The organism is Bradyrhizobium sp. USDA 4503, assembly GCF_054055815.1.
This window is the reverse complement of the sequence record NZ_JBSRXS010000001.1, coordinates 2,094,564-2,120,291: the sequence shown is the minus strand read 5'-3', so window position 1 is coordinate 2,120,291 and position 25,728 is coordinate 2,094,564. Positions and strand designations below refer to the sequence as shown.

The 25,728-nt window shown below is 64.6% G+C and carries 26 protein-coding genes and 1 tRNA gene; 11 read left to right on the top strand and 16 right to left on the bottom strand.

Translation table 11 applies throughout. The features are described from left to right. The first annotated feature begins 83 nt into the window (after window positions 1-83). From ACVMIH_RS10420 to ACVMIH_RS10400, 5 genes are all read left to right on the top strand, one after another. Complete coding sequence (locus ACVMIH_RS10420) at window positions 84-536, top strand: MaoC/PaaZ C-terminal domain-containing protein (RefSeq protein ID WP_076831284.1); 453 nt, start codon at window positions 84-86, stop codon at window positions 534-536. A gap of 58 nt (window positions 537-594) precedes the next feature. After that, a complete protein-coding gene (locus tag ACVMIH_RS10415) occupies window positions 595-1,182 on the top strand; it encodes a zinc-ribbon domain containing protein (RefSeq protein ID WP_456861593.1) in 588 nt (195 codons plus the stop codon). 224 nt (window positions 1,183-1,406) lie between these two features. Further along, window positions 1,407-1,700 carry a hypothetical protein gene (locus tag ACVMIH_RS10410; protein WP_016846480.1) on the top strand — a complete coding sequence of 98 codons (294 nt, stop codon included), beginning with the start codon at window positions 1,407-1,409 and terminating at the stop codon, window positions 1,698-1,700. Between the two features lie 243 nt (window positions 1,701-1,943). Beyond that, the gene (locus tag ACVMIH_RS10405) at window positions 1,944-2,315 is read left to right on the top strand and encodes an SANT/Myb-like DNA-binding domain-containing protein (RefSeq protein ID WP_016846479.1); all 372 of its coding nucleotides are present in this window, start codon (window positions 1,944-1,946) and stop codon (window positions 2,313-2,315) included. A 180-nt stretch (window positions 2,316-2,495) separates the two neighbouring features. After that, a complete protein-coding gene (locus tag ACVMIH_RS10400; protein ID WP_456861591.1) occupies window positions 2,496-3,278 on the top strand; it encodes a hypothetical protein in 783 nt (260 codons plus the stop codon). 27 nt (window positions 3,279-3,305) lie between these two features. Here the strand turns inward: ACVMIH_RS10400 and ACVMIH_RS10395 are convergent, their stop codons facing one another. Then, window positions 3,306-4,451, bottom strand: a complete 1,146-nt coding sequence (locus ACVMIH_RS10395) for an alkane 1-monooxygenase (RefSeq protein ID WP_057015826.1) — start codon at window positions 4,449-4,451, stop codon at window positions 3,306-3,308. A 161-nt stretch (window positions 4,452-4,612) separates the two neighbouring features. Between ACVMIH_RS10395 and ACVMIH_RS10390 the strand changes: the two genes are divergently transcribed. Beyond that, a complete protein-coding gene (locus ACVMIH_RS10390) occupies window positions 4,613-5,623 on the top strand; it encodes a helix-turn-helix domain-containing protein (RefSeq protein WP_253639660.1) in 1,011 nt (336 codons plus the stop codon). A gap of 898 nt (window positions 5,624-6,521) precedes the next feature. On the opposite strand, the gene ACVMIH_RS10385 is transcribed toward ACVMIH_RS10390, so the two are convergent. Both ACVMIH_RS10385 and ACVMIH_RS10380 read right to left on the bottom strand, forming a co-directional pair. Further along, window positions 6,522-6,598 (bottom strand) — tRNA-Arg (locus ACVMIH_RS10385). A 102-nt stretch (window positions 6,599-6,700) separates the two neighbouring features. Then, window positions 6,701-6,973 (bottom strand): hypothetical protein, encoded by a 273-nt coding sequence (locus tag ACVMIH_RS10380; protein WP_076831273.1) that lies wholly within the window; start codon window positions 6,971-6,973, stop codon window positions 6,701-6,703. Between the two features lie 212 nt (window positions 6,974-7,185). On the opposite strand from ACVMIH_RS10380, the gene ACVMIH_RS10375 reads away from it, so the two are divergent. Continuing rightward, window positions 7,186-7,632, top strand: a complete 447-nt coding sequence (locus ACVMIH_RS10375) for a hypothetical protein (protein ID WP_018272072.1) — start codon at window positions 7,186-7,188, stop codon at window positions 7,630-7,632. Window positions 7,633-7,696: 64 nt separating this feature from the next. On the opposite strand, the gene ACVMIH_RS10370 is transcribed toward ACVMIH_RS10375, so the two are convergent. The 7 genes from ACVMIH_RS10370 to ACVMIH_RS10340 all read right to left on the bottom strand — a co-directional run bounded on the left by ACVMIH_RS10370 (window position 7,697) and on the right by ACVMIH_RS10340 (window position 11,864). Beyond that, the gene (locus tag ACVMIH_RS10370) at window positions 7,697-7,903 is read right to left on the bottom strand and encodes a universal stress protein (RefSeq protein ID WP_456861589.1); all 207 of its coding nucleotides are present in this window, start codon (window positions 7,901-7,903) and stop codon (window positions 7,697-7,699) included. After that, window positions 7,900-8,250: a universal stress protein gene (locus tag ACVMIH_RS10365; RefSeq protein ID WP_456861587.1), complete on the bottom strand. Its 351-nt coding sequence runs from the start codon at window positions 8,248-8,250 to the stop codon at window positions 7,900-7,902. The genes ACVMIH_RS10370 and ACVMIH_RS10365 overlap by 4 nt, the downstream gene beginning before the upstream one ends. After that, entirely contained in the window at window positions 8,196-9,287 is a 1,092-nt protein-coding gene (locus tag ACVMIH_RS10360) for a cation:proton antiporter (protein ID WP_456866425.1), read from the bottom strand. Before ACVMIH_RS10360 ends, ACVMIH_RS10365 begins: the two co-directional genes overlap by 55 nt. 819 nt (window positions 9,288-10,106) lie before the next feature. Next, entirely contained in the window at window positions 10,107-10,409 is a 303-nt protein-coding gene (locus ACVMIH_RS10355; RefSeq protein ID WP_050385697.1) for a hypothetical protein, read from the bottom strand. A gap of 13 nt (window positions 10,410-10,422) precedes the next feature. Further along, window positions 10,423-10,641 (bottom strand): hypothetical protein, encoded by a 219-nt coding sequence (locus ACVMIH_RS10350; protein WP_057015855.1) that lies wholly within the window; start codon window positions 10,639-10,641, stop codon window positions 10,423-10,425. A gap of 85 nt (window positions 10,642-10,726) precedes the next feature. Then, window positions 10,727-10,954: a hypothetical protein gene (locus tag ACVMIH_RS10345; protein WP_057015856.1), complete on the bottom strand. Its 228-nt coding sequence runs from the start codon at window positions 10,952-10,954 to the stop codon at window positions 10,727-10,729. A gap of 88 nt (window positions 10,955-11,042) precedes the next feature. Then, complete coding sequence (locus ACVMIH_RS10340) at window positions 11,043-11,864, bottom strand: AraC family transcriptional regulator (protein WP_057015857.1); 822 nt, start codon at window positions 11,862-11,864, stop codon at window positions 11,043-11,045. Window positions 11,865-11,979: 115 nt separating this feature from the next. On the opposite strand from ACVMIH_RS10340, the gene ACVMIH_RS10335 reads away from it, so the two are divergent. After that, on the top strand, window positions 11,980-13,164 hold the full coding sequence (locus ACVMIH_RS10335; protein ID WP_456861584.1) for an MFS transporter: 1,185 nt from the start codon (window positions 11,980-11,982) through the stop codon (window positions 13,162-13,164). Next, window positions 13,095-13,679: a hypothetical protein gene (locus tag ACVMIH_RS10330; protein ID WP_245311306.1), complete on the top strand. Its 585-nt coding sequence runs from the start codon at window positions 13,095-13,097 to the stop codon at window positions 13,677-13,679. Before ACVMIH_RS10335 ends, ACVMIH_RS10330 begins: the two co-directional genes overlap by 70 nt. Before the next feature lie 30 nt (window positions 13,680-13,709). Here the strand turns inward: ACVMIH_RS10330 and ACVMIH_RS10325 are convergent, their stop codons facing one another. Then, complete coding sequence (locus ACVMIH_RS10325; RefSeq protein ID WP_057015859.1) at window positions 13,710-14,537, bottom strand: hypothetical protein; 828 nt, start codon at window positions 14,535-14,537, stop codon at window positions 13,710-13,712. A gap of 692 nt (window positions 14,538-15,229) precedes the next feature. Between ACVMIH_RS10325 and ACVMIH_RS10320 the strand changes: the two genes are divergently transcribed. Then, window positions 15,230-16,102, top strand: coding sequence for a DMT family transporter (locus ACVMIH_RS10320; RefSeq protein ID WP_092088959.1), 873 nt, complete (start codon window positions 15,230-15,232; stop codon window positions 16,100-16,102). Here the strand turns inward: ACVMIH_RS10320 and ACVMIH_RS10315 are convergent. Both ACVMIH_RS10315 and ACVMIH_RS10310 read right to left on the bottom strand, forming a co-directional pair. Next, complete coding sequence (locus ACVMIH_RS10315; RefSeq protein ID WP_253639663.1) at window positions 16,099-17,562, bottom strand: cryptochrome/photolyase family protein; 1,464 nt, start codon at window positions 17,560-17,562, stop codon at window positions 16,099-16,101. The two genes, ACVMIH_RS10320 and ACVMIH_RS10315, sit on opposite strands and share 4 nt — an antisense overlap. Window positions 17,563-17,583: 21 nt before the next feature. Next, window positions 17,584-18,243 (bottom strand): peroxiredoxin, encoded by a 660-nt coding sequence (locus tag ACVMIH_RS10310; protein WP_057017041.1) that lies wholly within the window; start codon window positions 18,241-18,243, stop codon window positions 17,584-17,586. Between the two features lie 388 nt (window positions 18,244-18,631). Between ACVMIH_RS10310 and ACVMIH_RS10305 the strand changes: the two genes are divergently transcribed. Beyond that, entirely contained in the window at window positions 18,632-19,213 is a 582-nt protein-coding gene (locus tag ACVMIH_RS10305) for a hypothetical protein (RefSeq protein WP_057017042.1), read from the top strand. Between the two features lie 43 nt (window positions 19,214-19,256). Here the strand turns inward: ACVMIH_RS10305 and ACVMIH_RS10300 are convergent, their stop codons facing one another. From ACVMIH_RS10300 to ACVMIH_RS10290, 3 genes are all read right to left on the bottom strand, one after another. Further along, complete coding sequence (locus ACVMIH_RS10300; RefSeq protein ID WP_456861580.1) at window positions 19,257-21,098, bottom strand: alkaline phosphatase family protein; 1,842 nt, start codon at window positions 21,096-21,098, stop codon at window positions 19,257-19,259. A gap of 139 nt (window positions 21,099-21,237) precedes the next feature. After that, entirely contained in the window at window positions 21,238-24,462 is a 3,225-nt protein-coding gene (locus ACVMIH_RS10295) for an efflux RND transporter permease subunit (RefSeq protein ID WP_229191875.1), read from the bottom strand. Beyond that, the gene (locus tag ACVMIH_RS10290) at window positions 24,455-25,675 is read right to left on the bottom strand and encodes an efflux RND transporter periplasmic adaptor subunit (protein WP_283087622.1); all 1,221 of its coding nucleotides are present in this window, start codon (window positions 25,673-25,675) and stop codon (window positions 24,455-24,457) included. The genes ACVMIH_RS10295 and ACVMIH_RS10290 overlap by 8 nt, the downstream gene beginning before the upstream one ends. Window positions 25,676-25,728 lie beyond the last annotated feature (53 nt).

Here is a 25,728-nt window from a genome sequence, read left to right as displayed (position 1 = left end):
ATCGCGCGCGAAGTTCATGACGTCCGGGGTAATGGAAAGCCCGCACCATTCGTCTATCGTCGCGCGACAGATGGAGGCGCGCGATGCTGTATGCGGAAGATCTCACCGAGGGCCAGACGTTCAAGCTTGGCAGCTACACGATCGGCGAGGCCGAGATCCTGGAGTTCGCCGGCAAATATGATCCGGTGCCAATCCATGCCGATCCCGTCGCGGCCGCGGCAGGCCCGTTCGGCGGACTGATCGCAAGCGGTTTCAACACCATTGCGATCTATCAGCGGCTCGTCGTGGAGGCGATCTGGACCAAGGTGGCGGGGATCGTCGGGCGGAGCTTCGAGATCCGCCTGCCGAGCCCGGTTCGGCCCGGCGCCACGCTCACCGGCCAATCCCAGATCCAGAAGATCACCATCAGGCCGGAGCGGCGCGACGCTGTCGTGATCTTCAAGACGGAGCTGGTCAACGACGAGCAGCGTCCGGTTCTTGTCCTCGTGCTCGACGCGCTGATCCGCATGCGGCCGGCGGAGCAGGGGCCGGCATAGGCGCGGCCTGAGGGGCATCCCGAAGTCATCCGCCTCGGACGGCCGTCAGCGCCTCTACGTGTTCCCCACACGCGACCTTGTCGTCGCGCAATGTTGCGGCAATTATGACAAGCTGGCGGCAGAACGGCAGCGCATCAATGACGTCATCATCGACGAGGTCGTGCTGCCCGGTATTTGCTTCGTCGATGCGCCGAACGCATTCGACCCAGACGGATGTGCCGCCGTGAAACGCAGCAAGCAGACGAACGGAGAGATCGAAGCCAGGCGGCGCAAGGCCGAGGAATGGCTCCGCATGCAGACCCGACGCGCCGCTGAACGGCAACGGCTTCGCGACTACAAGATTGCGCTGGCGCGCGACGAGGTTGCCGTCGATACGACGCGGCTTGCGCCCTCGAACAGCTATTCGACCCCCGACTTCGTGCTGCGCGGAACCTATCGACCGGAGCCCTTCATCTGCAAGGACTGCGGCGTTGCCGAGGTCTGGACGCCGTTGCAGCAGAAATGGTGGTACGAGACCGCCAAGGGCGATGTATTTACCGCGGCGGTGCGCTGCCGGGCCTGCCGCACCAGGGAGCGCGCGCGCAAATCCGCCGCACGCCGCGTGCATCTGGAGGGACTCGCAAGGAAGAAGCCTCCCGTCTCGTAGCGATGGGCGTGACTTCAGGGTCGCACTTAACATCTGATACGCGGGGAACCGCTGCGCAGGCGGTCAATGCGTCGCGCGTGCGGAACGTTTCGGTGCCTGATCGGTTCGAGACCTTGAAGCCCCCGATGTGGGGTGCGGGCGGGGAGGAACCAGCCAAGGAAAACTTGTCAAGGAAACCTGTCAAGGAAGCCATCGCGGCCGGAACCAACGAGAAGGAGCAGCGGATGAAACTCAATTCCACGCAAGTAAAGCAGACCATGACGCAACTGAATGCCCAGGTGCTTCCGGACGATCACCCGGCCGTGGCGCAACTGAACAGCGTGTTCGGTGAGCACACGTTCTTCGTCGACACCAGCGGGCTCAAGGTGCTTGAACCGGCCCAGACCTCCGACATGCCGGGGCAGACCGGCGAAGTCGTCAGTCTCGCCGAGTGGAGCGATCCGGAGCTGACCTCGCTTCGGCCGCACGAGCCCGAGCCGACCGGCGTGCTCATCGCGCTTGAACCCAGCAAGCACTGAAGCGTTCCAGCGCGAAGTGAATACCGGTTCGCGTAACCAAAACGCCACCAAGCAAGGGGATTGAGAGCATGATCCGATTCAATCGGATCATGCTTTTTGTGCTGCATCGTGCGACACCGCGATCGGCCGTCCTGATGGCGACAGCCCCGACGTCGCATCAAGAGGTGCCGAAAGTCACATGGCAAATCAGCGCCACCTGCGTATGCATCGGTTTGAGATGGGTATCCAGGCGGTGAGGGGCAGATGGGGATCGTGCGGCGCTGGAGCCCTGACGAGGACGAGAAGCTCAGAGAACTCGCCAGGGCCGGCAAGAACGCTCTCGAGATCAGCAACGAACTGACCCGCAGCGCTTCGGCCGTGCGCCGGCGCGCCGAGGTCCTGTCGGTCCTGATTATGGCAAAGGCGTTTCGCGCGCGCCCCTCGCATGTCGCCACCCATCTCGAGCGGGTCGCGATCGACGCGATCCGCAACCGCCGTCCGTTTCCCGCGGGCGTCGGCCCAAGCACCATTGCCGGAATGATCGAGAAGGGCTGGATCGTCCCGGAGATGGGGCGCCGATACAACGTGACCGATGCCGGCGTGGAGGCGGTGCGGCGGAAGATTCCGAGCGGGTGAGAGCGGAGCAGGCTGCGGGTTCGAAGCACTGTGCCGAGCGGCTCGCCCGGCGCCGTGCGAACGGGCGGCTATTCGGCACCGAACGCAAGATTTTGCGCCCGAGACGGCTGCCTGGTCCGTTCAATGATTGGAGGCGCGACGACCAGCGGTCTCCCGTCCGCCCTCCGATCTGATTGCCCTATGCTCAACGCCCAGCACACCCAAGCCGACCGATACCAGCGTTTCGCCAATCTTGCGCCTTTCGTCCGCGAGGCGATCGATACCATCGGGTCATTGACCTCGGCCCAGCGGTTGGATGTGGACTTCCTCGAACGCGAATTCATCCCGGCGCTGGGGCTCAATGACGAACTGCTTCATGAGCAGCCGCCGGAGCTGGCGCCGAACTTCGGCAAGGGCCTCCACCTTTGGCAATACCCGAACCAGCTTGCGCCATACCTCGCCTGGCTTGCGCGCAATTCGTCCGGCGTTTCCTCGTACATGGAAATCGGCTGCCGCTGGGGCGGCATGTTCGTCCTGGTTACGGAGTGGCTCAGGAACAGCGGCGCCGACCTCAAGACCGTGATTGCACTCGATCCGATCGCGCCGACGCCCTTTATCTCGACCTATTTCGATCTGCTGCAGCAGCAGGCCGCTATCGAGCCGATCTACATCCAGGATTTTTCGACCTCGCCGCTGGTCGGTGCGCATGTCGACCGGCTGAAGCCGGACTTCGTCTTTATCGATGGCGATCACAGCCTGCGCGGTGCGCTACAGGATCATCTGCTGGTGCGTTCCCACGCCCGCATCATCGTGCATCATGACATCCATTCCCAAGCCTGTCCGGATACCACGCTGCTCTGGAAGGCGCTGAAGCAGTTCGAAACGCCAAGCTTCGATACGTTCGAATTCACCAGCCAGTATCCGTCGGTGAATGGCTCATTCCTCGGCATCGGCGCCATGAAGCGGCGCTCGGCCCAGATGTAGGACCGGGAGCCGGGCGGATCGCCGCGATCACGAGCTCGCGGGCCGATCGCGGAGGTTCAGCTTGCTCTTGTCGCCGCCGGCCCAGGCCAGGGTCTTCGGGTTCATCACGCGGAACCAGAGCGGCGGGATTGCCGCCAGCCCGAACATGCCGGTGTAGCCGTTCGGCAGCCGCGGGATGTCGTCGAAATCGCGCAGCGACTGGTAGGGGCGCATCGGGTTGGCGTGGTGGTCGGAGTGACGTTGCAGGTGGAACGTCATCAGGTTCGAGACGATGTGGTTGGTGTTCCATGAGTGGCGCGGCTCGACCGCCTGGTAGCGGCCGCTCGGCAGCTTCTCGCGCAGCAGCCCGTAATGCTCGACATAGTTGGCCTGGGTCAGCGCGTACCAGCCGAGGAAATGGTGCGCGACGATGAACGGCGCGACCTTCCAGCCGAACAGCGCGATCAGGACGGCCGCGACCACGAGCGTCAGCGCAAAGCCTTGCAGGATCTCGTTGTTGACCGACCAGACCGGCTCGCCGCGCCGGGTCAGCCGTTCGGCCTCGTTGCGCCAGCCGCGCTTGAACGCACCCGGCAGCTCGCGCGTTGCGAACGCATAGATCGATTCACCGAAGCGCGCGCTGGCGGGGTCTTCGGGCGTTGCGACCCAGGTGTGATGGCCGCGATTGTGCTCGACGCGGAAATGCGCGTAGCCCACCGCGCAGTTGGCGAGCATGCCGAACAGGATGTTGAGCCTGTCCGGCTTGTGGCCGAGCTCGTGCCCGATCAGGAGCGCGCCGCCATTGATGGTGCCGACGCCGAGCAGCAAGGCGACATAGGACCACCACGGCAGATCCTGGGTGCCGAAGAAGGCGATCAGCGCGACGTAGTTGATCCAGGGAAATACCACGGTGATGCGCGCGAGCCGCAGGTAATAGGGATCGGCCTCCATCGCGGCGACCACTTCCGCCGGCGGATTGTGGGTGTCTTCGCCGAACACGACGTCGAGCAACGGGATCAGGATGAAGATGAAGACGAAGGGGATCAGCGTCACCAGCGGATTGTGTGTCCGCAGGAACAGCCAGTAGGACAACAGCGGGATCAGCGGCGGAATGAACGAGAGCATCCAGAGATAGCGTTTGCCGTCCCGGTAGGTGATCGTTTCGCCAGCAGCATTGGTGCCCGTGAAGATCATCGCATTCCCTCCAGCATCTCTTGCGAGGCGGCGTTCGCCATTGTTGGGCCAAGCATGCCGCCAGGCGGGCCTGCGCCGCCAGTTCACAACAGGCCAATTTTGTGGCATTTTGCGCCAAGCTTGTTCGGCCGGACGTTCGCGAGGGGGAGGTCGCCGACGCCATGCACGGATCGGAATCCGATGCCCTTCGCACGCCGGTCTCCGCGGTCTATGCGCGGGCCCTGGTGCGGGCATTTGGCCAGACGCGAGGCGATCGCGACGAGCTGCTGAAGGGCACTGGAATTCGGCTCGAGGCGCTCGACCAGCCCGGCGCTCACATGCCGGTATCCTCGCTGGTGGTGCTGGCGGCCAACATCACCCGCCGGCATGGCGAGCTGTGGCCGTTGTCGGCCGCGGCGGTGTGGTCGACATCGCTGCAAGGCGCGCTCGATGTCGCGACCAGGACGGCGCCGACCATCGCGGATGCGTTGGCGACCGGCGCGCGCTTCGGGTCGACCCGCGCGCCCTTCGTCCGCAACCGGCTGCGCAAGACAGCGCGCGCGATCCAGATCGAAATCTCTCCCGCCGTCGCGATGGACGAAGCGCTGTGGCACGCCGTGGCGCTGGCGGTCAGCCTCAACGTGCACGCCGTGTACGTGCAGCTGCTCGAGGATGCGATCGGTGAGGCGACACTGCAATTTCCCTGGTCGCCGCCTGCGGGCGCGGAGCGGCTGCTCGAGCATTATTCCTGCGCGGTGAAGTTCAACGCCGCCGCCTTCATCTTCGAGGTGCCGAAAGCGCTCGGCGCACGGCCGTCGCCGTTTGCCGATCCACAATTGCACGCCAAGGCCATTGAAGCGCTCGAGGCGATCGAAAATCCGCAGCCCGACACCGCGGCGCTGGCGGGGATCGTCGAGCGCCTGATCGCGGCGCGCCTGCCGCGGCGCCTCGCCGAGGCGGAGGCCGCGCGCCTCGTCGGCACTTCGCGGCGAACGCTGGTGCGGCGGCTCGCCGAGACCGGCTGCGCCTTCCGCCCGCTGCTCGACGGCGTGCTACGCGAGCGCGCGAGGATCATGCTCGCGGCAGGCACCCAATCGCGCGACCAAATGGCGGCCGCGCTCGGCTATACCGACGCGACGAGCTTCAGCCGGGCGTGCCGGCGGTGGTTCGGAGAGAAGGGCGGGCGGGATTAGGGCGCGGTCGATGGCTCGCGCAAGCCCACAGACCCTGGTGGACGATACGCAGACTTAAGCGATGCCGATCCCGTCAATGCGTATGCAGGGCGTCGTAGGCGTGCGCAAAAAACACAGCGGCGCTGAGGAGCAGCAGCGCGACAATGGTCGCTTCCATCATGACACTTCCCCATTATTGTTTGGGAGAAGTGGTACCGGTCAAATGTTTCCGCCCGGTTTCGTCCGCTGATGAAAATGGTTTCGTGGCAGGATCGCTGCAACAATCGGCTGCCGGATCGAGCTCGCGCGGTGCTCGGATCGCTCGGCATCGATACTGTGACGCCGACCTAAAAGCTACGCCGCCGGGCCCGAAATGGTTTGTCCCGGCGGCGCCCTGTCATTCCCAGCGCTAGGGCCCTGAAATTCCCAGTGTCATTTCCTTAGCAGATCCGCGGAGAGACGGCTGTTGCCGAACTCACACAAGCTTCTAAGAGAGGAGCCGACGCCAGGGCCTACACGTCAGCTCCTCCGAAACGTGACCGTGCTGCGTCCCCAACGGTCCCGTCCCTCTGAGAAGCCTGCGCCGATCTAGTTGCCGATTTGCTAACCGTCCCTCTCGTCGGCAGGGCGGCCGATACCATCACTCCAATTCTGATATCGTTTTTCGGCGAGCCTGGCCGGGAGGTAATCCCTATTGGTGCTATTGGCGGCAGGAACGAGCGGTGGTTTTGGAAGTAGTGTCTTCCGGCTCCCGGCTCTCATACCCCCAACCCGGCTGGGAGCCACAGGGGCGGCCTCGGCGCGCGGCGTCGGGGTCGTTCTCATCTTGCAGCATCGCTTCAGAACAGACGCAACGCGAAAACGCTCACTCAGAACGAAATGAGCGCGGCTTAAATTATTGATCTATCGGTAAAATCGCTGGCGCGCTCGGAGAGATTCGAACTCCCGACCCTCGGAATCGAAATCCGATGCTCTATCCAGCTGAGCTACGAGCGCGTAGCGGGTCGATTATCAGACTTGGGCGGGGAGGGCCAGCAGGCAGGCACGGAGCGCGGCACCCAGCGGTGCCGGCACGTCCCGCCGTCTCCCTTATAGCCGTCAGAAGCAGGGATGCCGGCGGTGGTCCTGGCCGATATAGGCGGCCGCGCTCTGGTAGCACTTGTTGCGCGGGGAGCCGTCGTAATAGGCGAAGCTGCCGGCAGTCGGGCCGGGGCCGTAATTGTGCAGATAGCTGATGTGGTAGGGCAGGCCCCAATGGGCGTGGTGGTGATGCCGGTGGTGGCGCGGATGGGCCGTGAGGTCGGCCGCAGCCGCCGGGGTCAGGGCCATCACGGCCAGAGCGAGGGCGGCGAAAAGCTTGGTCTTGGTCATGGGCGGCCTCCGGTCATTTACGGGAATCGGCATTGTGGGCCGCCCCGGGGTCCATTTAACCCGGAATCGGGGCCAAAAGCTGCGGGAAATCAGCCACAGCGCGCCAAATTTTGCCTTTTTGCGGATGCTTAACGGATTGCCAACACAGTCCGGCCAGAGTCTTGCGGTCAGGTCCGCCCGGGCCCGGCCTTTCCCGCGGTTTCGAACGATCCATGCGCATCACGCCCCTTGTCGCCTTGCTGCTCTCGGTTCTGGCCGCGACGCCCGCGCGGGCGGTGCTGCACATCACGCGCGACCATGGCGGCTATGTCGAGGAGTACAAGGCTAAGTACAAGCAGATCCGCGAGCGCCGCGAGCGCGTCGTGATCGACGGCATCTGCAACTCGGCCTGCACGCTGGTGTTCGGCATCGTGCCGCTGAACAAGATCTGCGTTACGCCGCGGGCCAGCATCGGCTTCCACCAGGCCTATTACGACAAGGCCTTCACGTTCGGCATCAAGGTCACCAGCCTCGAGGGCACCTCCGACTTGATGTCCTACTACCCCGATACGGTGAAGGACTGGATCCGCCGCAATGGCGGGCTCACCACCGAGATGAAGAAGATCAAGAACGGGGTCGATCTCTGGAAGATCGTCGATCCCTGTCCGGAAGAGTGGTAGGCGCGGACGCGCTCCTTGTTCCAGGTTTTGGGCCTTCAAGTCCTGGGGTTCAGGTCTTGGGAATTCAAGTCTTGGGCCTGACGTCGCCATCCGACACCAGCAGCACGGACGCCTTCGACTTGCCGAGCACGGCCGCGGCGATGCTGCCGAAATTCAGCCTGTCGCCCTGGATGCGGTCGACGCCGATCACGACAAGGTCGGCCCGGCTTGACGCGATCTCCTGCAGGATCGCGATCTCAGGTGCGGTATTAGCGCGCAGCCGCGTCGTCACGTTGATTCATAGCGCGCCGCGGTCGCCGCGATGTCCTTCAGGATCGCCTCCTCATGCGCGAGCGACATGCTGGGGCTGGTGCGGCGGGCGCCCTTGTCGCGCGTGGTCGAGACGTAGACCACCTGCAGCGGCTCGCTCGAAAGGCGCGCCAGCGCGATCGCGACCTCGGCTCCGCGCCGCGAGACGTTGCTGCCCGAGACCGGCACCAGGATCTTCCGCGCATTCGCCGTCGGCTCCTTCTCGTGCACGCCCTTGGCGGCCGCGATCGCCAGCGGGCCGTCGAAGCCGGAGGTCAGGTCGTCGAGCCGCCGGTCGAAGCCGCCGCCGGGACCGGCGGCCGCGTCCATGCCGACCACCAGCAGGTCGAAACCTTTTTTGGCTTCCTCGGCGCGATCGCCTCCGCCGCCGTCTCCTCGCGGGCGCGGCTGATGACGTCGACATTGCCGCCGCCGTCGGCATCTGCTTCGGCGCTCGCCTTGGCCGCGTTGATGACCGCCGCCTCGGGGCTCTCCTCATCGGCATGGTTCTTCTCCTGCAGGTTGGCGTTGGCGCCGACATGCAGCACCGTGATCGGCAGACCGCGCCCGCCGGCGAGATGCGCGGCGAATGTCGCATTGCTGCTCTCGTCGACCGCGAGCAGCAGCCGCTCGAGATTGGCGACGAAGCCGCGCTGCTCATATTCCTCGCGCTCCAGCCGCTCCTTCTCGTCCCGGCCGAGCGGCAGCCGCGCCAGCGCGCTGCGCAGCATCGGCGGCATCGCCATCGTGGTCAGGATCGCCATGGTCACGATCATCGAGAACATGGTCTGGCTCAGCACCCCCATCGACAGGCCGATGGTGGCGATGATCACCTCGGTCGAGCCGCGCGCATTCATGCCGCTCGCCAGCGCATAGGACTCCTGCCGGGTCAGCCCGCCGAGCGCACCGCCGACAAAGGCGCCGCCGAACTTGCCGATGCTCGCAATCAGCACCAGCGCCGCGGTCAGCCCCAGCACCGACGGATCCTTCAGCACCGTGAGGTCGGCGCTGAGGCCGGCAAGCCCGAAGAATACCGGCAAGAACAGGCTCGAGATCAGCCCGCGCAGCCGCTCGTCGGTCTGCCGGGTCAGGATCGGGGATTCCCCGACCAGCACGCCGGCGATGAAGGCGCCGAGCACGGTGTGCACGCCGATCAGATGCGTGATCATCGCCATCCCGCTCATCAACAGCAGGATCACGGTGATCACCGCCGCCGAAGAGACCAGATTGTCGTTGGCCCAGCGGATCAGCCGGAACACCAGCCGCCGGCCGATCGTGAAGCTGACCGCGAGGAAGGCGAGGGTGCCGAACTGCGCCTGCGCGACCGAGAGGATGTCGAGGCTGCCGCGCGAGGCAAGGCTGAAGATGACAGCGATGATGATCCAGCCGAGGGTGTCCCCCAGCGGATCACCATGGCATCTCCGATTTCCAATTCCGGCGCGGCTCGGCCGGCTTGCCGCATGCGGTCAACGCCCGGGTTCCGAAAGCGATCCCCTGGGTCAGATTTTGGAACAGAGGCGCCGGCGGTTCGTTTTGCTCAGGATGCGTTCATCCTGGTGATGCGAATGTCTCCATGAGCGAGCCTGACCGCCGGAGCGGCTGTGGCTCAGCTCGCGCGAACGGGAGGCTGCAATGGCAACCAGATCCAATCTTTCGAAGGCTGAACTCGCGCGTAGCGTTGCCGGCGCTACGTCGGCATTGGTGCTTAGTGCGCTCGTCCTGTTCGTCGCCGCGCATCACTTGAGTGGCGGGTAGGAGGCGGCGCGTGCCGCGCTGATCCATCAAAGCAGGAAGGTCCCGATCAGGAGGCCGGCCGCAAATGCCCAAAGCCCGAGGGTGCAGGCCGATATGACGCGGACGAGATTGCGCAGATCCACGTCCTGCCAGCTGCTATGGGACCGATACGTCAATTGCAGGCACCCCCTGCGGTGGCCGCCTTTGCTTCGCTTTTGCTTCCTGGGCCGACAGCCTGTTCCCGATAGGTGCCGAAATGAAGGCAACCGGTGGTGGCGCCCGATCACGCATTTGCGAGCCGTCGCTAACGCGCGATGAGATCGGGTGCCGTCGTCATCGTGTTCTAGCTCGTTGTTTGAGCATGGTTTTCTCGAAAAATCGCTGCGCACTTTCCCGGATCATGCTCGGGCGTGCGGTATTGTCTTGCTGTCTGTGGGGGCGCCCGCGGCCGGTCAGGCGGCCCGGCGCTTGCGGGTACGTGCCGCCTTTTTCGCCGAGCGCGACCGCTCCGCCGCGGGGCGGCTCGCGGCCGCCTTGCCGCCGAGCTTGCCGCCCTTGCGCGACGGGGAATGATCCTCGCGCGTGCCGCGGCCGGAACCGCTCTTCTTGCCGCCGTGGGTCTCCTTGTTGACGGTCGCCCATGCGCGCCGCTCGGCCTCGCGATCCGGAACACCACGCGTCTCGTAGCCTTCCTCGATGTGCTCGGCCTGCCGTTTCTGCTTGTCGGTATAGCTCGACTTGTCGCCTCTGGGCATCGCGCTCTCCTGTCTATTTTGATCGAGACGTCCGCCGGACTTCGGCCGTGTCGTCGTTCGGCTCGACGACCTCGAATCTGGACCGGCTGAAGCGGCCCAATCCGCTGAGCTCGTAATAGCCGTCACGTTCGATATCCTTTGTCACCTCGTAGACGCGTCCGAGCGAGAGCGTGTCCCGCTGCAACGTGTTGTCGACGCAGCGAACGTGAAAAATTTTGCCGGTTTCGGCCATGCGCTCATCCTGAATTGTTGGTCTGGTTCGGCGTTACTTATCGCGCAACGTCACGATCGCAACCGGCAACCCTGCCGCGGGCCGATCACGAAATTTCGTTCGGTAACTTCCATTCGGGCGCCGGTTCGAACACTTCGCTGTCGCCGGGAATTCGCTTCATGTGATAGCCGGCCGGCAACACGTGGCCCGGCGCTTCATCCGCCACCGGAACGTCGAAGATCAGTCCGCAGATCAGTGCATGTTCCCACGCTTGCTTCTCCGTCGGAAAAGCCTTGTCGATCTGTCTGTCGCGATCGAATAGCGCGTAGGGCATCCGGCATCCTCGCTGCATTGGCTTGGCGTACGCGGCTCGCCTGTCGTTCGCCCGATATATCGAAAACGTCCGTTGCCGACCGGTGTTCCTAAATTCGCCCGCCAGCCGCGAACGCCGAGCCGCTCCCTTGCATGATATCGCTGAGATATTTCGCCGGTGGCTTGCCGAGCGCCTTCTTGAACATGGTGATGAAGGCTGTGACGGATTCATAACCGAGCTCGGACGAGACCTGCTGAACGCTCGCGCCGGCGGAGAGTTCGCGCAACGCGACGATCAAATGCAGTTGCTGACGCCAGCGTCCGAATGTCAGGCCGGTTTCCCTCAGGATGAGACGCGCGAGACTGCTCTCGCTCAGCGCCACGCGTTCGGCCCATTCGGCGATCGTGCGGCGATCGGCCGGATCGTCGGCGAGCGCTGCCGCGATCCGTCGCAAGCGTGGCTCGGGCGAGATCCGCAGATGCAGCTGCTGCAGCGGCATACGCGGCAATTCGCTCAGCAGCAATTGCGCAACGAGGGTTTCAGTGCCGTGGTCCTGCTGCATACGGTCGGAAAGCGCGATGATCAGCTCTCGCAGCAAGGGTGAGATCGACAATGTGCAGCAGCGGTCGGGCAGGTCGGCGGCACCGGGCTCGATGAAGACGAAGAAGATTCGTGCATTGGCGGTGGCGATATTGGTGTGGCGCGTGCCGCCGGGAAGCCAGACGCCGCAATGCGGCGGCACCATCCACAACCCGTTCGGAACGCGGCACATCACGCCGCCGCCGAGCGCGAAGACGAGCTGTCCCTTCCGGTGCGCATGCTCGGCCGCCTCGACCTTGTTTTCGGTGACGTCGAGGCGCACGGCGATGGCCGCCGCCGCGACGTCATCCGGATCAAGGTCCGGCCAGGGATAGCGAAGTTGAAAGCCCATAACGGAGCTGGAAACCCGTTGAGTGACCGAATTTAGCGATCGATAGAATAGATATGTAAATTCTTCCGACAGCCAAGTCGATAGCTTGGCGCATTCAGATGGGCAGGAGCATGCGATGACGATGATAGCACCGATGCGCACGCTGGGCGGGCAGGGGCTGTTGTTGACGGGGATCCTGCTGATCGCCTCGACGCTCCGCGCGCCCATTACCGGCGTCGCGCCGATGCTCGGCATGATCAGTGAGACCAGCGGGATCAGCGCGGCGGAGGCCGGAATCCTGACGACGCTGCCCTTGCTGGCGTTCGCCGCGATCTCACCGGTTGCAGCTGTGCTCGGGCGCGAATGGGGCATCGAGCGGTCGCTGTTCGGTGCGCTGCTTGTCATCGCGGCCGGGATCGCGCTGCGCTCGTCCGGTCCGGTCTGGGCGCTGTTCGCAGGCACCGCCACCATTGGTGCCGGAATCGCCGTTGGAAATGTGCTGCTGCCGAGCCTGCTCAAGCGGGACTTTCCGACCCGTATCGCCAGCCTGACCGGCGCTTACGCGATCACGTCCGCATTGGCCCAGGCGCTCGCATCTGTCGTGGCCGTCCCGCTTGCGCAATTGCCGGGATCGAACTGGCATCTCTCGCTTGCGAGCACGCTGATCTTTCCGTTGGTGGCGCTGATAGCCTGGGCACCCCAGCTGGGGACGCACGCGGCCCCGACGGTCGAGTCGGCCTCGTCGCCGCATCGCGGGCGCATCTGGCACTCGCTGCTCGCCTGGCAGGTGACGGGCTTCCTCGGCCTGACCTCGCTGGTGTTCTACATCATCGTCGGATGGTTGCCCGCCATCCTCGTGCAGGCAAGCTACCCGGCGGCGACGGCGGGTACGCTGCACGGTGTGTTGCAATTGGCGACCGCGCTTCCCGGCCTGATCCTCGGGCCGATGGTCCGGCGCATGAAGGACCAGCGCGGGATTGCGATTGCCGTGTCGCTTGCAACCTGCGTCTCGCTGCTGGGATTGTGGCAGTGTCCGTCGCTCGCAATGCTGTGGGTCGCGCTGTTCGGCTTCGGGGCGGGTGCAGCCTTCATCCTCGGCTTGACATTCGTCAGCCTGCGAACCTCGCATAGCCACCAGGCGGCCGCGCTGTCCGGCATGGCGCAGTGCCTCGGCTACTCGCTCGCCGCTGCGGGTCCGCCGCTCGCCGGACTTGCCCATGATGCGACCGGAGGCTGGGAGGTTGCGCTCGCGTGCTGCGCCGTCGCGACGGTGTTGATGGCAGTCCTGGGCCGATCAGCCGGCCGCGCGGCGACAATCTGATTGTCGTTCGATGCGGAAATATCGCGAGCCAGATCCGGCTCGCAACAAGGCGTGGCGGCGGGCGGTCGGTTGTCTGCGCCGCAGGCGCGCGCTACAGAAGGCGGGAAGCCTCGCAAGCAAGAGCCAAGGGAAAAGTATCGTTGAGGACATCTGCCAGCACGCGCATCGCGATCGGATCGACGCTCTTTGCCTTGGCGTCGAGCGCATTCCTTTTTCTGGTTCCTCCGAGTCCGATCGACAGGAACCTGTTGCGTGGCGCCTTCCGTCTTTACAAGGGATATGCGTATCTCATCCCCGTCAAATACGTGGACGGCACGCTCGAGACTGCCCGATTGTACGAAGACGACCGGCTTCTCGGGCCAGCGAACACCGCCCAGCAAGAGATCATCGACAAGGGTGCCGGCCGCTTCGCATTTTACCGGGACACCTGGAATTACTTCGGCCCGGCCTTGATGTTCTCGACCAGCGACAACACAGACCCGAATACCAACGGCAGGAAGTATCACCTGAGATGACGAGCTGACCTGCGCTGTGTCCGGCTGTCGTCACGTCGTGCGTATCACGCCCAGTTCCTTCGACCGTTGGAGAAGAGCCGGCCGGTAAGGCGGGGAGGGATCGTCGTCGTCAGGGATGGCGCAATGGCCGAACTCCTGCTGGATGCGCTGGATCTCCATGACCCGATCGTTCAACCGCTGCAGATGCTCAAGCGATGTTGCCTTCCAGTAGCGGAAGGTGTCGAGCGTAATCGGCACGAAGGCGGTGCCGAACAGCGTTGGATCGGGCACGATGGTCCGCCCGAGCAGCAGGTAGCGGTCCTGACCGACGATGACGAGGGTGGCATACGGCCGCCCTTCACTTACCCTGAGGCCCTTCAACGAAAGTTCGCACAGCTTGCTGAAATAGGGTTCCTCGCGCCAGCGGTCGGGATCATCGAGGTCGACCTGCACATTCAGCGCGTCGAGCCCGAAATGCGGCACCATGCCCGTGGTCTCGGGAAACCAATCATCATCGAGGTGGCCTTGCAGCCAGGCACAGCTGAATGAGCGGCACTGCCGGGGACGCTCGTGGTAGATCTCGCATCCGCCGCCCGCCAGGATGTGGCTGCAGACCGTATTCACCGGCTTGCTGAGATCGGTCACCTCAAGCACCTTGCAGCAGAGGGTGCATGATCCACATTGCCTGACCGTCGGAGCCACGGGAAAGCCGAGGGCCCACGAGCCCTGCCGTTCGCGGAGGAGCAGCTTCTGCTTCTCCAGCGTGCTCAGTGCACGCTCGACCTTGAGACGCGACAATCTGGTCACGCCGATAATATCTTTCGTCGTCGTCGCGCCGCTCTCGACCGCCCGAACGACGACCAACGCCACTTGATCCATTGTTTTTCTTCTTGTCCGGCTCGTGGCCGGCTCTTCTTGTGCAGTGTTTTTGGCCGCCGGTATCCGGCGACGGTATATTCCAGTGCAATCCGGAACGTGCCGCGACCGACGGCTGCGAGATTCCACCGAAGCGTATCGGTGAGGGCGGCATGTCGCATCCGATAAACGCGCATGGCATCCCTGAGGACAAATCGTCGTGATTGGCAGCGCGTGCGGCCGGCGCTTCGCGTGAGAGGACTGGCGAGGTCGGCGAGCTCGCGAGCCTCTGTCACCGCGGCAAGTCGACCCGACGGGCAACTCAGTGAAAACCTGTCAAACCACTGACCGCGCAACACAGCCAGTGTCGTCCCTGCCTAGTGCGCAATTGCGCACGGGAGCAGGGACCCATAACCACAAATGCTGATTGTTGCGCGATGCTGATACGACGAGTCCCGTTCACAACAACCGCCGCGGAGTATGGGTCCCTGCTTTCGCAGGGACGACGCCAGGAAAGAGCCGTGAGCTCTCATTCTCCTTCTTTCCGGCGTCATGCGCGGGTGATGACACCGCGTGTTGGTCATCTTGAATTGCGACTCATCCCCACTGTCGTGCCTGCTTGCGCCGGGAAGAAAGTGTGCTTGCGCAAACGGGCGCGGCACCCCACAAAATTCGCGATTGCTGGTTGCTTCATCTTCAGGCAATGACGGTCTGCAATGAACAAGAGCTTCGAGGAAACTGCCGCTCGTCTGGCGCCGGCGATCTTTGTCGTGCTGTGGAGCACCGGATTCATCGGCACCAAATACGTCATCAACAATGCGGAGCCGCTGACCTATCTGGCGATCCGGATGGCGTTCGTGGTGGTGGTGATGGCGGTCATCGCCGCGATCGCGCGGCCGAACTGGCCGGACCGGACTGGCATTCTCCACAGCGCGGTCGCCGGCATCCTGGTGCACGGCTTCTACCTCGGCGGCACCGCGATTGCGATCGCGCATTCGGTTCCGGCGGGGCTCTCGGCCTTGATCCCGGGCCTGCAGCCGATCCTGACTTCGACCATTGCCAACCGCTGGCTGGGCGAGCGCGTCACGCCGCTGCAATGGGGCGGGCTGGTGCTCGGCCTCGCCGGCGTCGTCTTGATCCTGCACAACCGGCCGATGACGGGCGAGGCGGGGTGGGGCTGGCTCGCCTCCGGCGTCTCGCTGATCAGCATCACCTTGGGCACGCTCTATCAACGGCGCTATTGCAACCGGATCGACTGGCGCGCCGGCAATCTGGTGCAGTACATCGCGGTGACGATCTTCTTCGGTATCGGCGCCTTCGTGTTCGAGACCAATGTGGTGCATTGGACCGGCGAGTTCGTGCTGGCGCTGGCCTGGCTCGTGTTCGCGCTGTCGATCGGTTCGATCGGGCTGTTGTACTGGCTGATCCGTCACCATGCCGCGACCTCGGTCGCGAGCCTTTTCTATCTGGTGCCGGCGGTGACCGCGCTGATGGCCTACGTCCTGTTCGACGAGCGGCTGGATCATGTCGCCATTGCCGGCATGGCCGCCTGCGCCGCGGCGGTGCTGCTGGTCAATCGCCGCGCTTAGTCTTTGCGACGGATCTTCGCGTAAGCTGCAAGCGCGCGTTCGCGCCCCTGCTTGTGATCAACGATCGGCGGCGGGTACGTCTTGCCGAGTTCGATGCCGGCGCTCGCCAGCTCGATCGGTGTCGCTGTCCAGGGCTGATGGATCAGCTCGTTGGAGAGCTGCGCGAGCTCCGGCACCCAGCGCCTGACATAGCCGCCGTCGGGATCGAATTTCTCGCCCTGCAGGACCGGATTGAAGACGCGGAAATAGGGCGCGGCGTCAGCGCCGCAGCCCGCGACCCATTGCCAGTTGGCGGGATTGGAGCCGGCATCGGCATCGACCAGCGTATCCCAGAACCATTGTTCGCCTGTGCGCCAGTCGATCAAGAGGTGCTTGACCAGGAACGAGGCCGCCACCATTCGCACCCGGTTGTGCATCACGCCGCTGTGCCAGAGCTCGCGCATGCCGGCATCGACGATCGGATAGCCGGTGAGTCCGCGTTGCCACGCCTCCAGGGCGAGAGCGTTGCGCCTCCACCGAAAGGCATCGAACAGCTCCTGCAAGTTCCGATCCGCCATATCGGGGACGTCGAACAGCAGATGGCGGCAGAATTCGCGCCAGCCGAGCTCGCTGAGGAACTTGTCGATGTCGCCGGCAAGGCGCGAGTCTTCCGCGGCGGCGAAGCGGGCCGCGTGAAAGACCTGCCGCGGGCTGATCTCGCCGAAGCGCAGATGCGGCGACAGGCGCGAGGTGCCGTCGCGGTCGGGCCGATCGCGGTCGTCGGCGTAACCGCTGATCCCCTCATCGAGGAATCGCTTCAGCCGCGCCTGCGCCGCGGCTTCACCCGGTGTCCAGGTCTCGCGCAGGCCGCCGGCCCAATCCGGCCGTGTCGGTTCGAGACCCCAGTCATCGAGGGCGTCGCTCGCGATGCCGCCGATGGATGTGAGTCTCTTCGGCGCCGGCAACGGCCTTGGCGGATCGCCGAGGCCTTGGACGCGCCGCCAGAACGGCGTGAACACGCGCAAGGCCCGGTTGTCCTTGTTGCGGATCGCCTTCGGTTCGACGAGCAGATCGCCGCGGAAAATTTGAGAGTCGATGCTGTCACTTGCGAGCGCGGCTTCGACTTCTCTGGCAACGGCCTGATGCGGCCCATGTGCGATGTCGTTCCAGAATACGGCGCGTGCGCCGATTTCGCGCGCCAACGTGGCGATCACCGACGCGGCCGGTCCGGTGCGCAGCACCAGCGATCCGCCTGCCATGGTGAGGCTCTTGCCAAGTGCGCGCAACGACTGCGCCAGCCACCAGCGCGTCGCACCCCCGAGCCGACGTACGGCCGGCGGCATCAATGCACGGCTCTCTTCGTCGCGCACATAGAGGCCCACGACCGGCGCGCCGCTTGCCGCCGCCTCATGCAACGCCGGGTGATCCGACAGCCGCAGATCGTCACGAAACCAGACGATGATCGGCTGTGCGCGGGTCACCCGGACGCAGTGAGCCTGCCGCTACTTCGGCTGCGGCACGATGCGGATGTAAGGCTTCGGCGCCTTCCAGCCCTGCGGGTAGATCGTCTTGGCTTCGTCGTCGCTGACCGAGCCCGCGATGATCACGTCCTCGCCCTGCTTCCAGTCGGCAGGGGTGGCGACGCGGTGCTTGGCGGTCATCTGCAGCGAGTCGATCGAGCGCAGGATCTCCTGGAAATTCCGGCCGGTGGTCATCGGATAGACCATCACCAGCTTGATCTTCTTGTCCGGTCCGATCACGAACACGTTGCGGACGGTCTGGTTGTCGGCGGCGGTGCGGGTGAGGGGATCGCCCGAGATCGAGGCCGGCAGCATGTCGTAGAGCTTTGACACGTTGAAATCGGTGTCGCCGATCATCGGATAGTTCGGCGCCGCGCCTTGGGTTTCCTTGATGTCGTCGGACCATTTGGCGTGGCGGTCCACCGGGTCGACCGACAAGCCCATCAGCTTGACGCCGCGCTTGTCGAACTCGGGCTTCAGGCGGGCGAGCGCACCGAGCTCGGTGGTGCAGACCGGGGTGAAGTCCTTGGGATGGGAGAACAAAAGCGCCCAGCTGTTGCCGATCCAGTCATGGAACTTGATCTTTCCTTCGGTGGTCTCGGCTTCGAAGTCGGGGGCGACGGCGCCAATCTGAAGTGCCATGATTTTACCTCATCTCTTTGAAGTTGTGACTGAATTTGTATTTGAGGCTGTCTGTTCCAGTATAGGACGGGATAAGGCTTAAGTGAACGGGTTCTGAAAAAAGGTGAAACATTTCTCCTTGAGGACGGAATTCCAAGCAACTTGTTTTGATCCGGATCCCTGCGGCGAAACATCAGCTGCGGCACAAAGGCTTGGAAATGCCCAGATAATGCCGCTTATCGCAGTCATCACGCCGGCCCTGGCTGCTATAGGACTGAACCGCGACGACGTTTAAAGCGACCAAATAGCAACCATCTAAAAATCTCGGAACGCAAGTTCCGAATCATTAACCACTCGTTTACGCCCGCATGGAAAAGCTGGCCTGAGATAGGAATTGAAAGCTCCCACAATGTCTACCCCAAGTACCAAGACCGCTGAGCCTCTCAGCGGTGCGTTGCATCCGTCCTGCCGCAAGACTGCCGCCCATGCGCTCACCATTGTGCGCGACGGCGTGATCACCGGCGAAGGCCCGACCACCAAGGGCCGCATCCATTTCTCCCGGTCTCTCGATGCCGATGACGCTGCGTGGTGCGCGCGCATCCTGACGGCGGCCGCGGTCGAGCATCAGCCGATCAGCCGGGCCGAGATCGAGGCGCTGTTCGCGATCAACGAGGCCGCCGCCGAGCGCAGCGATGGCGGCCGGTTCGACGATCTGCTCGCCAAGGCGATCGCCCACCATGCCGCCTCCGAGTCCGGCCTGCCGGTGCCGCCGCGCACGGTGGCGCTGTCGCCCGACACCGAGATCGATCGCTGGGCGCCGAGGCAGGGCGCCAAGATGGACACCAAGGTCCTGGAGTGGATCGCGGGCCAGATGCGCGGTCAGCGCCGCACCGGCCGCGCGCTGGCGGCGATGGTGGCGACCCTGGTCGGCGCGACCGCGCTGCCGCTCGCGGCGCAGCTCCCCAACGTGTTCGACATCGGGATGATGTAAGCCATCATCCCGCGTAACTGGAATTCGACGAAAACGGCGGGGATTACTTCCCCGCCGTTTTCTGTTTGCCGCCGGTTTCCTCGAGTCCGAGCGTCCGCCCCGGAAACCCGGCGACGTCGAAATAGCGGGTCGAGAGCACTCGCTGGAATTTCAACACGGTGCGCAGGCCGTTGGCCGACGGCTTCTTCGACATGATGGTGCCCTCGACCGTCTTCGGCACGATGCCGTTCGGCAGCGCCTCCGACATCACTCGGCCGATCAGCCCGCCATTGTTCGGCGCGCGCAGGCCGAGCAGCTGGGCGGCGGTCATGCCGACATCGGCGTTGCTGACCGGTAGCGGATCGACATAGCCCGCCTTGAAGTCGGGGCCGATCGCCGCAGTGAAGTTGAAGGTGTCGCCGCGGCTGAAGCTGCCATGCATGCCCTGGCCCTGGCGCAGCACGGTGTCGGCGATCTGCACCGAGCAGTTGGTCGGGATCTCGCAACCGCTCGACCAGGAGCGGAAATTGACCACGATCGACGGGTTCGGCGTCACCGCCTTGCCCTTCAGATTGAGGTTCGACATCGGGAGCGTGCCGGGGAAGGTGCCGAGCTTGTCGTCGACAAACAGGCCGCTGACATAGTCCTGCTCGAGCAGCGCCTTGATGACGCGGTCGGCGAGCTTCTTGTCGCGGTTCGGCAGATAGATCAGATCCGAGCCTCCATTGGTCGCGATCACGACGTCAGGCTTGGCCGGATCCTGGCCGAGCACGCCGTTGCCGGCCTTCGGGTGTGCGTTGTCGGCGACCTTGGCGTTCTTGTCGTTGGGGTCGAACAGCGGCAGGTCCAGCGCCCTGGCGAGGTCGATCGCCAGAAAGCCCATCGGCAGGAAATCCTTCGGCGTGTCGTTATAGGCAATCTTGGCCGAGGGGCTGGTCTTGCTCTCCTTCGAGATCGTCGAGAAGCCGTGGTCGGAGGAGATCATGATGTTGGTGTCGGCGGAAAGCCCGAGCTCGTCGAGCGCCTTGCGCAGCTGCGCGAGGTTGTTGTCGGCATTCTTGATGCCGGCCATCGAGGTCGGGCCGTTGATGCCGGGGGTGATGGCGTTGAGGCTGTCGCCGGTGTTGTGCTGGCTGCCGTCAGGGTCGCGCGACCAGAACACCAGCACGAACGGCTTGTTGCGCGCCTTGAACATCGGCAGCACGACCTTGGTTGCGACGTCGGCCATGTAGGCCTGCTGCGCGACGTTGGCGACCGTGGTGCCGGGTGTCTTGGCGTCACCCGCCTTGGCGTTGTCGCCGCGGCTCGGCGTGGCGAGCGGCAGGCCCGCCTTGGTCAGCGCGTCCTTCATCTCGTCGGAGAGTGGCACGCCGGTCTTGCCGCCGGTGGAATCGTCGACCACGATCGTGTTCTTGCCGCGATCGGTGTGGTCGAACAGCAGGGTCGGGCCGACCTTGCCGATGGCGGCGGTGCTGAAACCCAGGCCGCGGGCCATCTTTAGCAGCGTCTCCTCGTTGAGGTAGTCGCCGTTGAAGTGATCGTCGACATCGGCGAGCACCGCGTCGTTCTCGATGAAGGGGACCACGGTGTCGCCCGCCGGCGCCGAGGTGTAGCCGGTATAGATCGTGTTGGAGAAGGTGCCGGTGTCGCCGAGATAATGGCCGGTCGACAGCGCCGAGCTGTTCGCCATCGTGAAGGTCGGGAACAGCGAGTGTGAATTCTTGAAGTTGACGCCCTTGTCGCGGATTTCCGCCATCGCAGGCGCCGTCTGCGGCGTCACGATGCCGCCACGTAGGCCGTCCGGGACGAACAGGATGAGGTTGCGGGGCTTGGCGTTCTGCGCCGAGGCGGCGCCCGCCGAAAGCGCGATTATGCTCGCGGACAGTAAGGTAATGGCACTACGCATATTGCTGTTCCCCCTGATGAAGCCCCGCGGCAGCCCGCCGCAGCCTTCGTTTAGTTTTGCCATATGACAGAAATGTTACAGCGCTTGCTCGGCGCTGTAACGGCCGGATTTTTCCCGCAGGACGCCGGTCAACACACCGTCATTCCGCAGGCTGAATCGCGGTTCTCTCATTGCGCGCAGCGCTGCCGGCATGCCCGTACCGGGCATAGAGCGCCGGCAGCACAGCGAGCGTCAGCAGGGTCGCGCTGATCAGGCCGCCGATCACGACGGTGGCGAGCGGCTTCTGCACCTCAGCACCGGTGCCGGTGGCGAACGCCATCGGCACGAAGCCGAGCGAGGCCACCAAGGCGGTCATCACCACGGGGCGGAAGCGGGTGAGGGCGCCTTGCTCGATGGCTTCCCGCATCGGCACGCCGCGCTCGCGCAACTGCCGGATGAAGCTCAGCATCACGAGCCCGTTCAGCACCGCAACGCCCGACAGCGCGATGAAGCCGACCGCCGCTGAGATCGAGAACGGCATGCCGCGCAGCCAAAGTGCTGCGATGCCGCCGGTGAGCGCCAGCGGCACCGCGCTGAACACCAGCAGGGCATCGCGGGCCGAGCCCATCGCCGCCAGCAGCAACAGGAAGATCATCGCAAAACACGCCGGCACCACGACGGCCAGGCGCTGGCGCGCCGCGGCGAGGTTCTCGGATTGGCCGCCCCAGGTCATCCAATAGCCCGGCGGCAGCTGCACCGATTGCGTGACTCTTGCCTGGGCTTCCTCGACCACCGAGCCGAGATCGCGGCCGCGAACATTGGCTGTCACCACGATGCGGCGCTTGCCGTTCTCGCGGCTGATCTGGTTCGGCCCCTCGGTGAAGGAGAACTGGGCGACGCGGTTGAGCGGCAGGCTCTGCACCGGCGAGCTCGGCGTTGCCTTCGGCAATGCGACCGGCAAATTGCTCAGCGCCTCGAGATCGGAGCGCACGCTCTCCGGCAATCGCACCACGATGTCGAAGCTGCGATCGCCTTCGTACACAACACCGGCATCCTGACCGCCGACCGCGGCACCGATCACGTCCTGCACGGCCGAAACGCTGAGGCCGCGCCGGGCGATCGCCGCCTTGTCGACCTTGATCTCGAGCACGGGCAGGCCGCCGGCCTGTTCGACCTTGACGTCGGTCGCGCCGCGCACGCTGCGCAGCGCCGAGGCAATCTGGTTGGCAGCTTTCTGCATCGGCCCGAACTCGTCACCGAACACCTTGACCGCGATGTCGCCGCGAACGCCGGCGAGCAGCTCGTTGAAGCGCATCTGGATCGGCTGGGTGAACTCATAGACGTTGCCGGGCAGCCGGCCGACCGCCTTCGAGATGTCCTCGATCAGTTGTTCCTTGGTCAGCGATGGGTCCGGCCACTGCTCGCGCGGTTTCAGGATGATGAAGGTGTCGGACGCGTTCGGCGGCATCGGATCGCTCGCCACCTCCGCGGTGCCGGTCTTGGAGAAGACGAACGACACCTGCGGAAAGCGGCTGACGGCCTTCTCGACCGACAGCTGCATCGCCTGCGACTGTGACAGCGCCGTGCTCGGAATCCTGAGCGCGTGCATGGCGATGTTCTTCTCGTCGAGCGAGGGGATGAACTCCTGGCCGAGGCGGAAGAACCCGAACAGGGCGGTCGCGAACAGCACGACCGCCACCGCGATGACCGGGATAGGCGTTGCAACCGCGCGCCGGAGCAGCGGGCTGTAGCAGCGCTTCAGGGCGGCAACGAGCCGGTTTTCCTGCTCCTGCACGCGGCCGGTGATGCCGATCGCGATCAGCGCCGGAACCAATGTCAGCGACAGCACGAAGGCGGCCGCGAGCGCAAGGATCACGGTCAGCGCCATCGGCTCGAACATCTTGCCTTCGACGCCGGTGAAGGTCAGCAGTGGCACATAGACCAAGAGGATGATGGCCTGGCCGTAGAGGCTCGGCTGCACCATTTCCACCGCGGAGGCCCGCACCGTCGCCAGCCGTTCATCGCGCGTCAGCACGCGGCCGAGCGCATGCTGCTTCTCGGCGAGGTGACGCAGGCTGTTTTCGGTGATGATCACGGCGCCGTCGACGATCAGGCCGAAATCCAGCGCGCCAAGGCTCATCAGATTGGCGCTGATCCGGCCTTGCCACATGCCGATCGCGGTCATCAGCATCGCGACCGGGATCACCATCGCCGTGATCAATGCCGCGCGGAAATTGCCGAGCAGCACGAACAGCACGGCGATCACGAGCAATGCGCCTTCGCTGAGGTTGCGCGCCACCGTGCCGATCGTTGCATCGACCAGCTGGGTGCGATCCAGCACCGTCTTGACCTCGATGCCGGCCGGCAAGGACGGCATGATTGTCCGCAGTTTGGCGTCGACCGCGGCCGACACGGTGCGGCTGTTGGCGCCGATCAGCATCAGCGCGGTGCCGACCACGACCTCGCGGCCGTTCTCGCTGGCGCTGCCGGTGCGCGTCTCGCCGCCGATCGAAAGCGTGGCGAGGTCGCGGATCCGTACCGGGACGCCGCCGCGGGTGGTGACGACGACGGCGCCGAGCTCGTCGATGTTCTCGAGCCGGCCGCCGGAGCGCACGACGAAGCCTTCGCCGTTGCGCTCGATATAGCGCGCACCGCGGCTGACATTGTTGGTCTCGATCGCCTTGGCAACGTCGGCGAAGGTGAGACCGAGCGCAATCAGCTTCGCCGCATCGGGATGGACCTGATACTGCTTGAGGTATCCGCCGATCGTATCGACGCCGGCGACACCAGGCACCATCTTGATCTGCGGCTTGATGATCCAGTCCTGCACCGTGCGCAGATACGCATCCTTCTCGACCTCGCTCTGCAGCATCTGACCGTCCGCCGTCAGGAAGCGGCCGTCGCTTTGCAGGCCCGGCGCGCCGTCGGTCTGCACCTTTTGGCCAGAGTAATGGACGGTCCACATGTAGATTTCGCCAAGGCCGGTCGAGGTCGGGCCGATCCGCGGCTCAATGCCTTGCGGCAGGCGCGCGCGGACTTCGGTCAGGCGCTCGCCGACCTGCTGGCGGGCGAAATAGATGTCGGTGGCCTCGCTGAACACTGCCGTGATCTGCGAGAAGCCGTTACGGGAGAGCGAGCGCGTGCTCTCGAGGCCGGGCGCGCCGGCCAGGGCCGTCTCGATCGGGAAGGTGATCTGCTTCTCGATTTCGGCCGGCGACAGCGCCGGGGCCACGGTGTTGATCTGGACCTGCTTATTGGTGATGTCGGGCACCGCGTCGATCGGCAGCTTCGTCAATGCAAGGCCGCCGAGGACCATCAGGATCGCCGTCAATGTGACGACCACCCAGCGCCGCCGGATCGCAAGACCAATGATGCGCTCAATCATGGTCGTGCTCCGCCTCGTCCTTCTCGAACTCCGCCTTCAGCGTGAAGGTGTTCTGCACCGCGACGGTCTCGCCGGCTGTGAGGCCGGCAACGATCTCGATATCGTCGTCGTCCTCGCGGCCGGTCCGCACCGATCTCGCCTCGAAGCCGTCGGCATCGCGCACGAACACGGTCGGCGTTCCCTTGATGGTTTGAAGCGCCTTCTTCGAGACGATCACGGTCGACGGCGCGCCTGACAGCGGGACCTCGGCGGTGACAAAGGTACCCGGCTTCCAGCGGTGGTCCTTGTTGGGCATGGTCGCGATCACGCGCGCGTTGCGGGTCTCGCGGTCGAGCAGGGGGCTGACGAAGATCACACCGGCATTGGCTTCATCTTCGGTGCCGATGGCGCGGATTTTCACCGAAACACCTTCGCGGACCGCGCCGATGTCTTCGGGGGAGACCGCGAGGTCGACCCAGATGTCGTCGAGATTGACGATGACATAGAGCTCGCTCTCCTGGCCCTCGCGCCCGATCAATCCGCCGAGGTCGACACGCCGCTCGGATACCCGGCCGCTGATCGGCGCGCGCAAGAATTGCGTCCGCAGGCTCTCCGGCGGCTGGTTCGGCAGGTCGGCGATCTCGGCCTCCGAGAGACCAAGCGCGAACAGCTTCTGCCGGGCGCCGTCGAGCTTGATCTGGGCATCGTTCGCGGTCAGTCGCGTGCGCAGGAACTCGTTTTCCGACACGATGCGGGTCTCGACCAGCGTCTTCTGCCGCGCGTAGAGGGTCTGCTGCAAATCGTTGGTGAGCCGTGCGGCGAGGTATTCGCTCTTGGCGTCGGCCACCTCGCGGCTTTCGATCGCGGCGACGATCTCGCCCTTCTCGACGACGTCGCCGAGACGCTTGCGCAGTTCTGTGACCGTCGCAAGCACGCGCACCGAGACCCGGCCGATATGATCCGCATCGGGGATCAGCGATCCCGGCGCGAGGAAATGCCGCTTCAGCATGCCGCCGCTGGCTTGCGCGAACGTGATGCCGGCCTCGCGAACCTGGTCTTCGCTCAGCTCGATATGCCCGGGGGCCTCGTGCCGGGCCTCGGTCTTAGTGTCTGTCGTCGCAGTCTCCTGCGTCGCGGCCGGGAACCTGACCGGCCAGCCGATCCATCCGGCCGCCACAACGACCAGTGCAATGCCGGCGGCCACGCCGGCGAAAAATAGAACAACCCGTTTCATATGCGCCTCTCCGCAGCGCAGGCCGATGGCCCTGCGCTGTCGCGACATCGATC

Excerpts from the sequence above, each read along its gene's own strand:
- ACVMIH_RS10420 (WP_076831284.1), top strand. The coding sequence starts at position 84 with ATGCTGTATGCGGAAGATCTCACCGAGGGCCAGACGTTCAAGCTTGGC.
- ACVMIH_RS10410 (WP_016846480.1), top strand. The coding sequence starts at position 1,407 with ATGAAACTCAATTCCACGCAAGTAAAGCAGACCATGACGCAACTGAAT.
- ACVMIH_RS10405 (WP_016846479.1), top strand. The coding sequence starts at position 1,944 with ATGGGGATCGTGCGGCGCTGGAGCCCTGACGAGGACGAGAAGCTCAGA.
- ACVMIH_RS10400 (WP_456861591.1), top strand. The coding sequence starts at position 2,496 with ATGCTCAACGCCCAGCACACCCAAGCCGACCGATACCAGCGTTTCGCC.
- ACVMIH_RS10395 (WP_057015826.1), bottom strand. The coding sequence starts at position 4,451 with ATGATCTTCACGGGCACCAATGCTGCTGGCGAAACGATCACCTACCGG.
- ACVMIH_RS10390 (WP_253639660.1), top strand. The coding sequence starts at position 4,613 with ATGCACGGATCGGAATCCGATGCCCTTCGCACGCCGGTCTCCGCGGTC.
- ACVMIH_RS10380 (WP_076831273.1), bottom strand. The coding sequence starts at position 6,973 with ATGACCAAGACCAAGCTTTTCGCCGCCCTCGCTCTGGCCGTGATGGCC.
- ACVMIH_RS10375 (WP_018272072.1), top strand. The coding sequence starts at position 7,186 with ATGCGCATCACGCCCCTTGTCGCCTTGCTGCTCTCGGTTCTGGCCGCG.
- ACVMIH_RS10365 (WP_456861587.1), bottom strand. The coding sequence starts at position 8,250 with ATGGACGCGGCCGCCGGTCCCGGCGGCGGCTTCGACCGGCGGCTCGAC.
- ACVMIH_RS10355 (WP_050385697.1), bottom strand. The coding sequence starts at position 10,409 with ATGCCCAGAGGCGACAAGTCGAGCTATACCGACAAGCAGAAACGGCAG.
- ACVMIH_RS10350 (WP_057015855.1), bottom strand. The coding sequence starts at position 10,641 with ATGGCCGAAACCGGCAAAATTTTTCACGTTCGCTGCGTCGACAACACG.
- ACVMIH_RS10345 (WP_057015856.1), bottom strand. The coding sequence starts at position 10,954 with ATGCCCTACGCGCTATTCGATCGCGACAGACAGATCGACAAGGCTTTT.
- ACVMIH_RS10340 (WP_057015857.1), bottom strand. The coding sequence starts at position 11,864 with ATGGGCTTTCAACTTCGCTATCCCTGGCCGGACCTTGATCCGGATGAC.
- ACVMIH_RS10335 (WP_456861584.1), top strand. The coding sequence starts at position 11,980 with ATGACGATGATAGCACCGATGCGCACGCTGGGCGGGCAGGGGCTGTTG.
- ACVMIH_RS10325 (WP_057015859.1), bottom strand. The coding sequence starts at position 14,537 with ATGGATCAAGTGGCGTTGGTCGTCGTTCGGGCGGTCGAGAGCGGCGCG.
- ACVMIH_RS10320 (WP_092088959.1), top strand. The coding sequence starts at position 15,230 with ATGAACAAGAGCTTCGAGGAAACTGCCGCTCGTCTGGCGCCGGCGATC.
- ACVMIH_RS10310 (WP_057017041.1), bottom strand. The coding sequence starts at position 18,243 with ATGGCACTTCAGATTGGCGCCGTCGCCCCCGACTTCGAAGCCGAGACC.
- ACVMIH_RS10305 (WP_057017042.1), top strand. The coding sequence starts at position 18,632 with ATGTCTACCCCAAGTACCAAGACCGCTGAGCCTCTCAGCGGTGCGTTG.
- ACVMIH_RS10300 (WP_456861580.1), bottom strand. The coding sequence starts at position 21,098 with ATGCGTAGTGCCATTACCTTACTGTCCGCGAGCATAATCGCGCTTTCG.
- ACVMIH_RS10295 (WP_229191875.1), bottom strand. The coding sequence starts at position 24,462 with ATGATTGAGCGCATCATTGGTCTTGCGATCCGGCGGCGCTGGGTGGTC.
- ACVMIH_RS10290 (WP_283087622.1), bottom strand. The coding sequence starts at position 25,675 with ATGAAACGGGTTGTTCTATTTTTCGCCGGCGTGGCCGCCGGCATTGCA.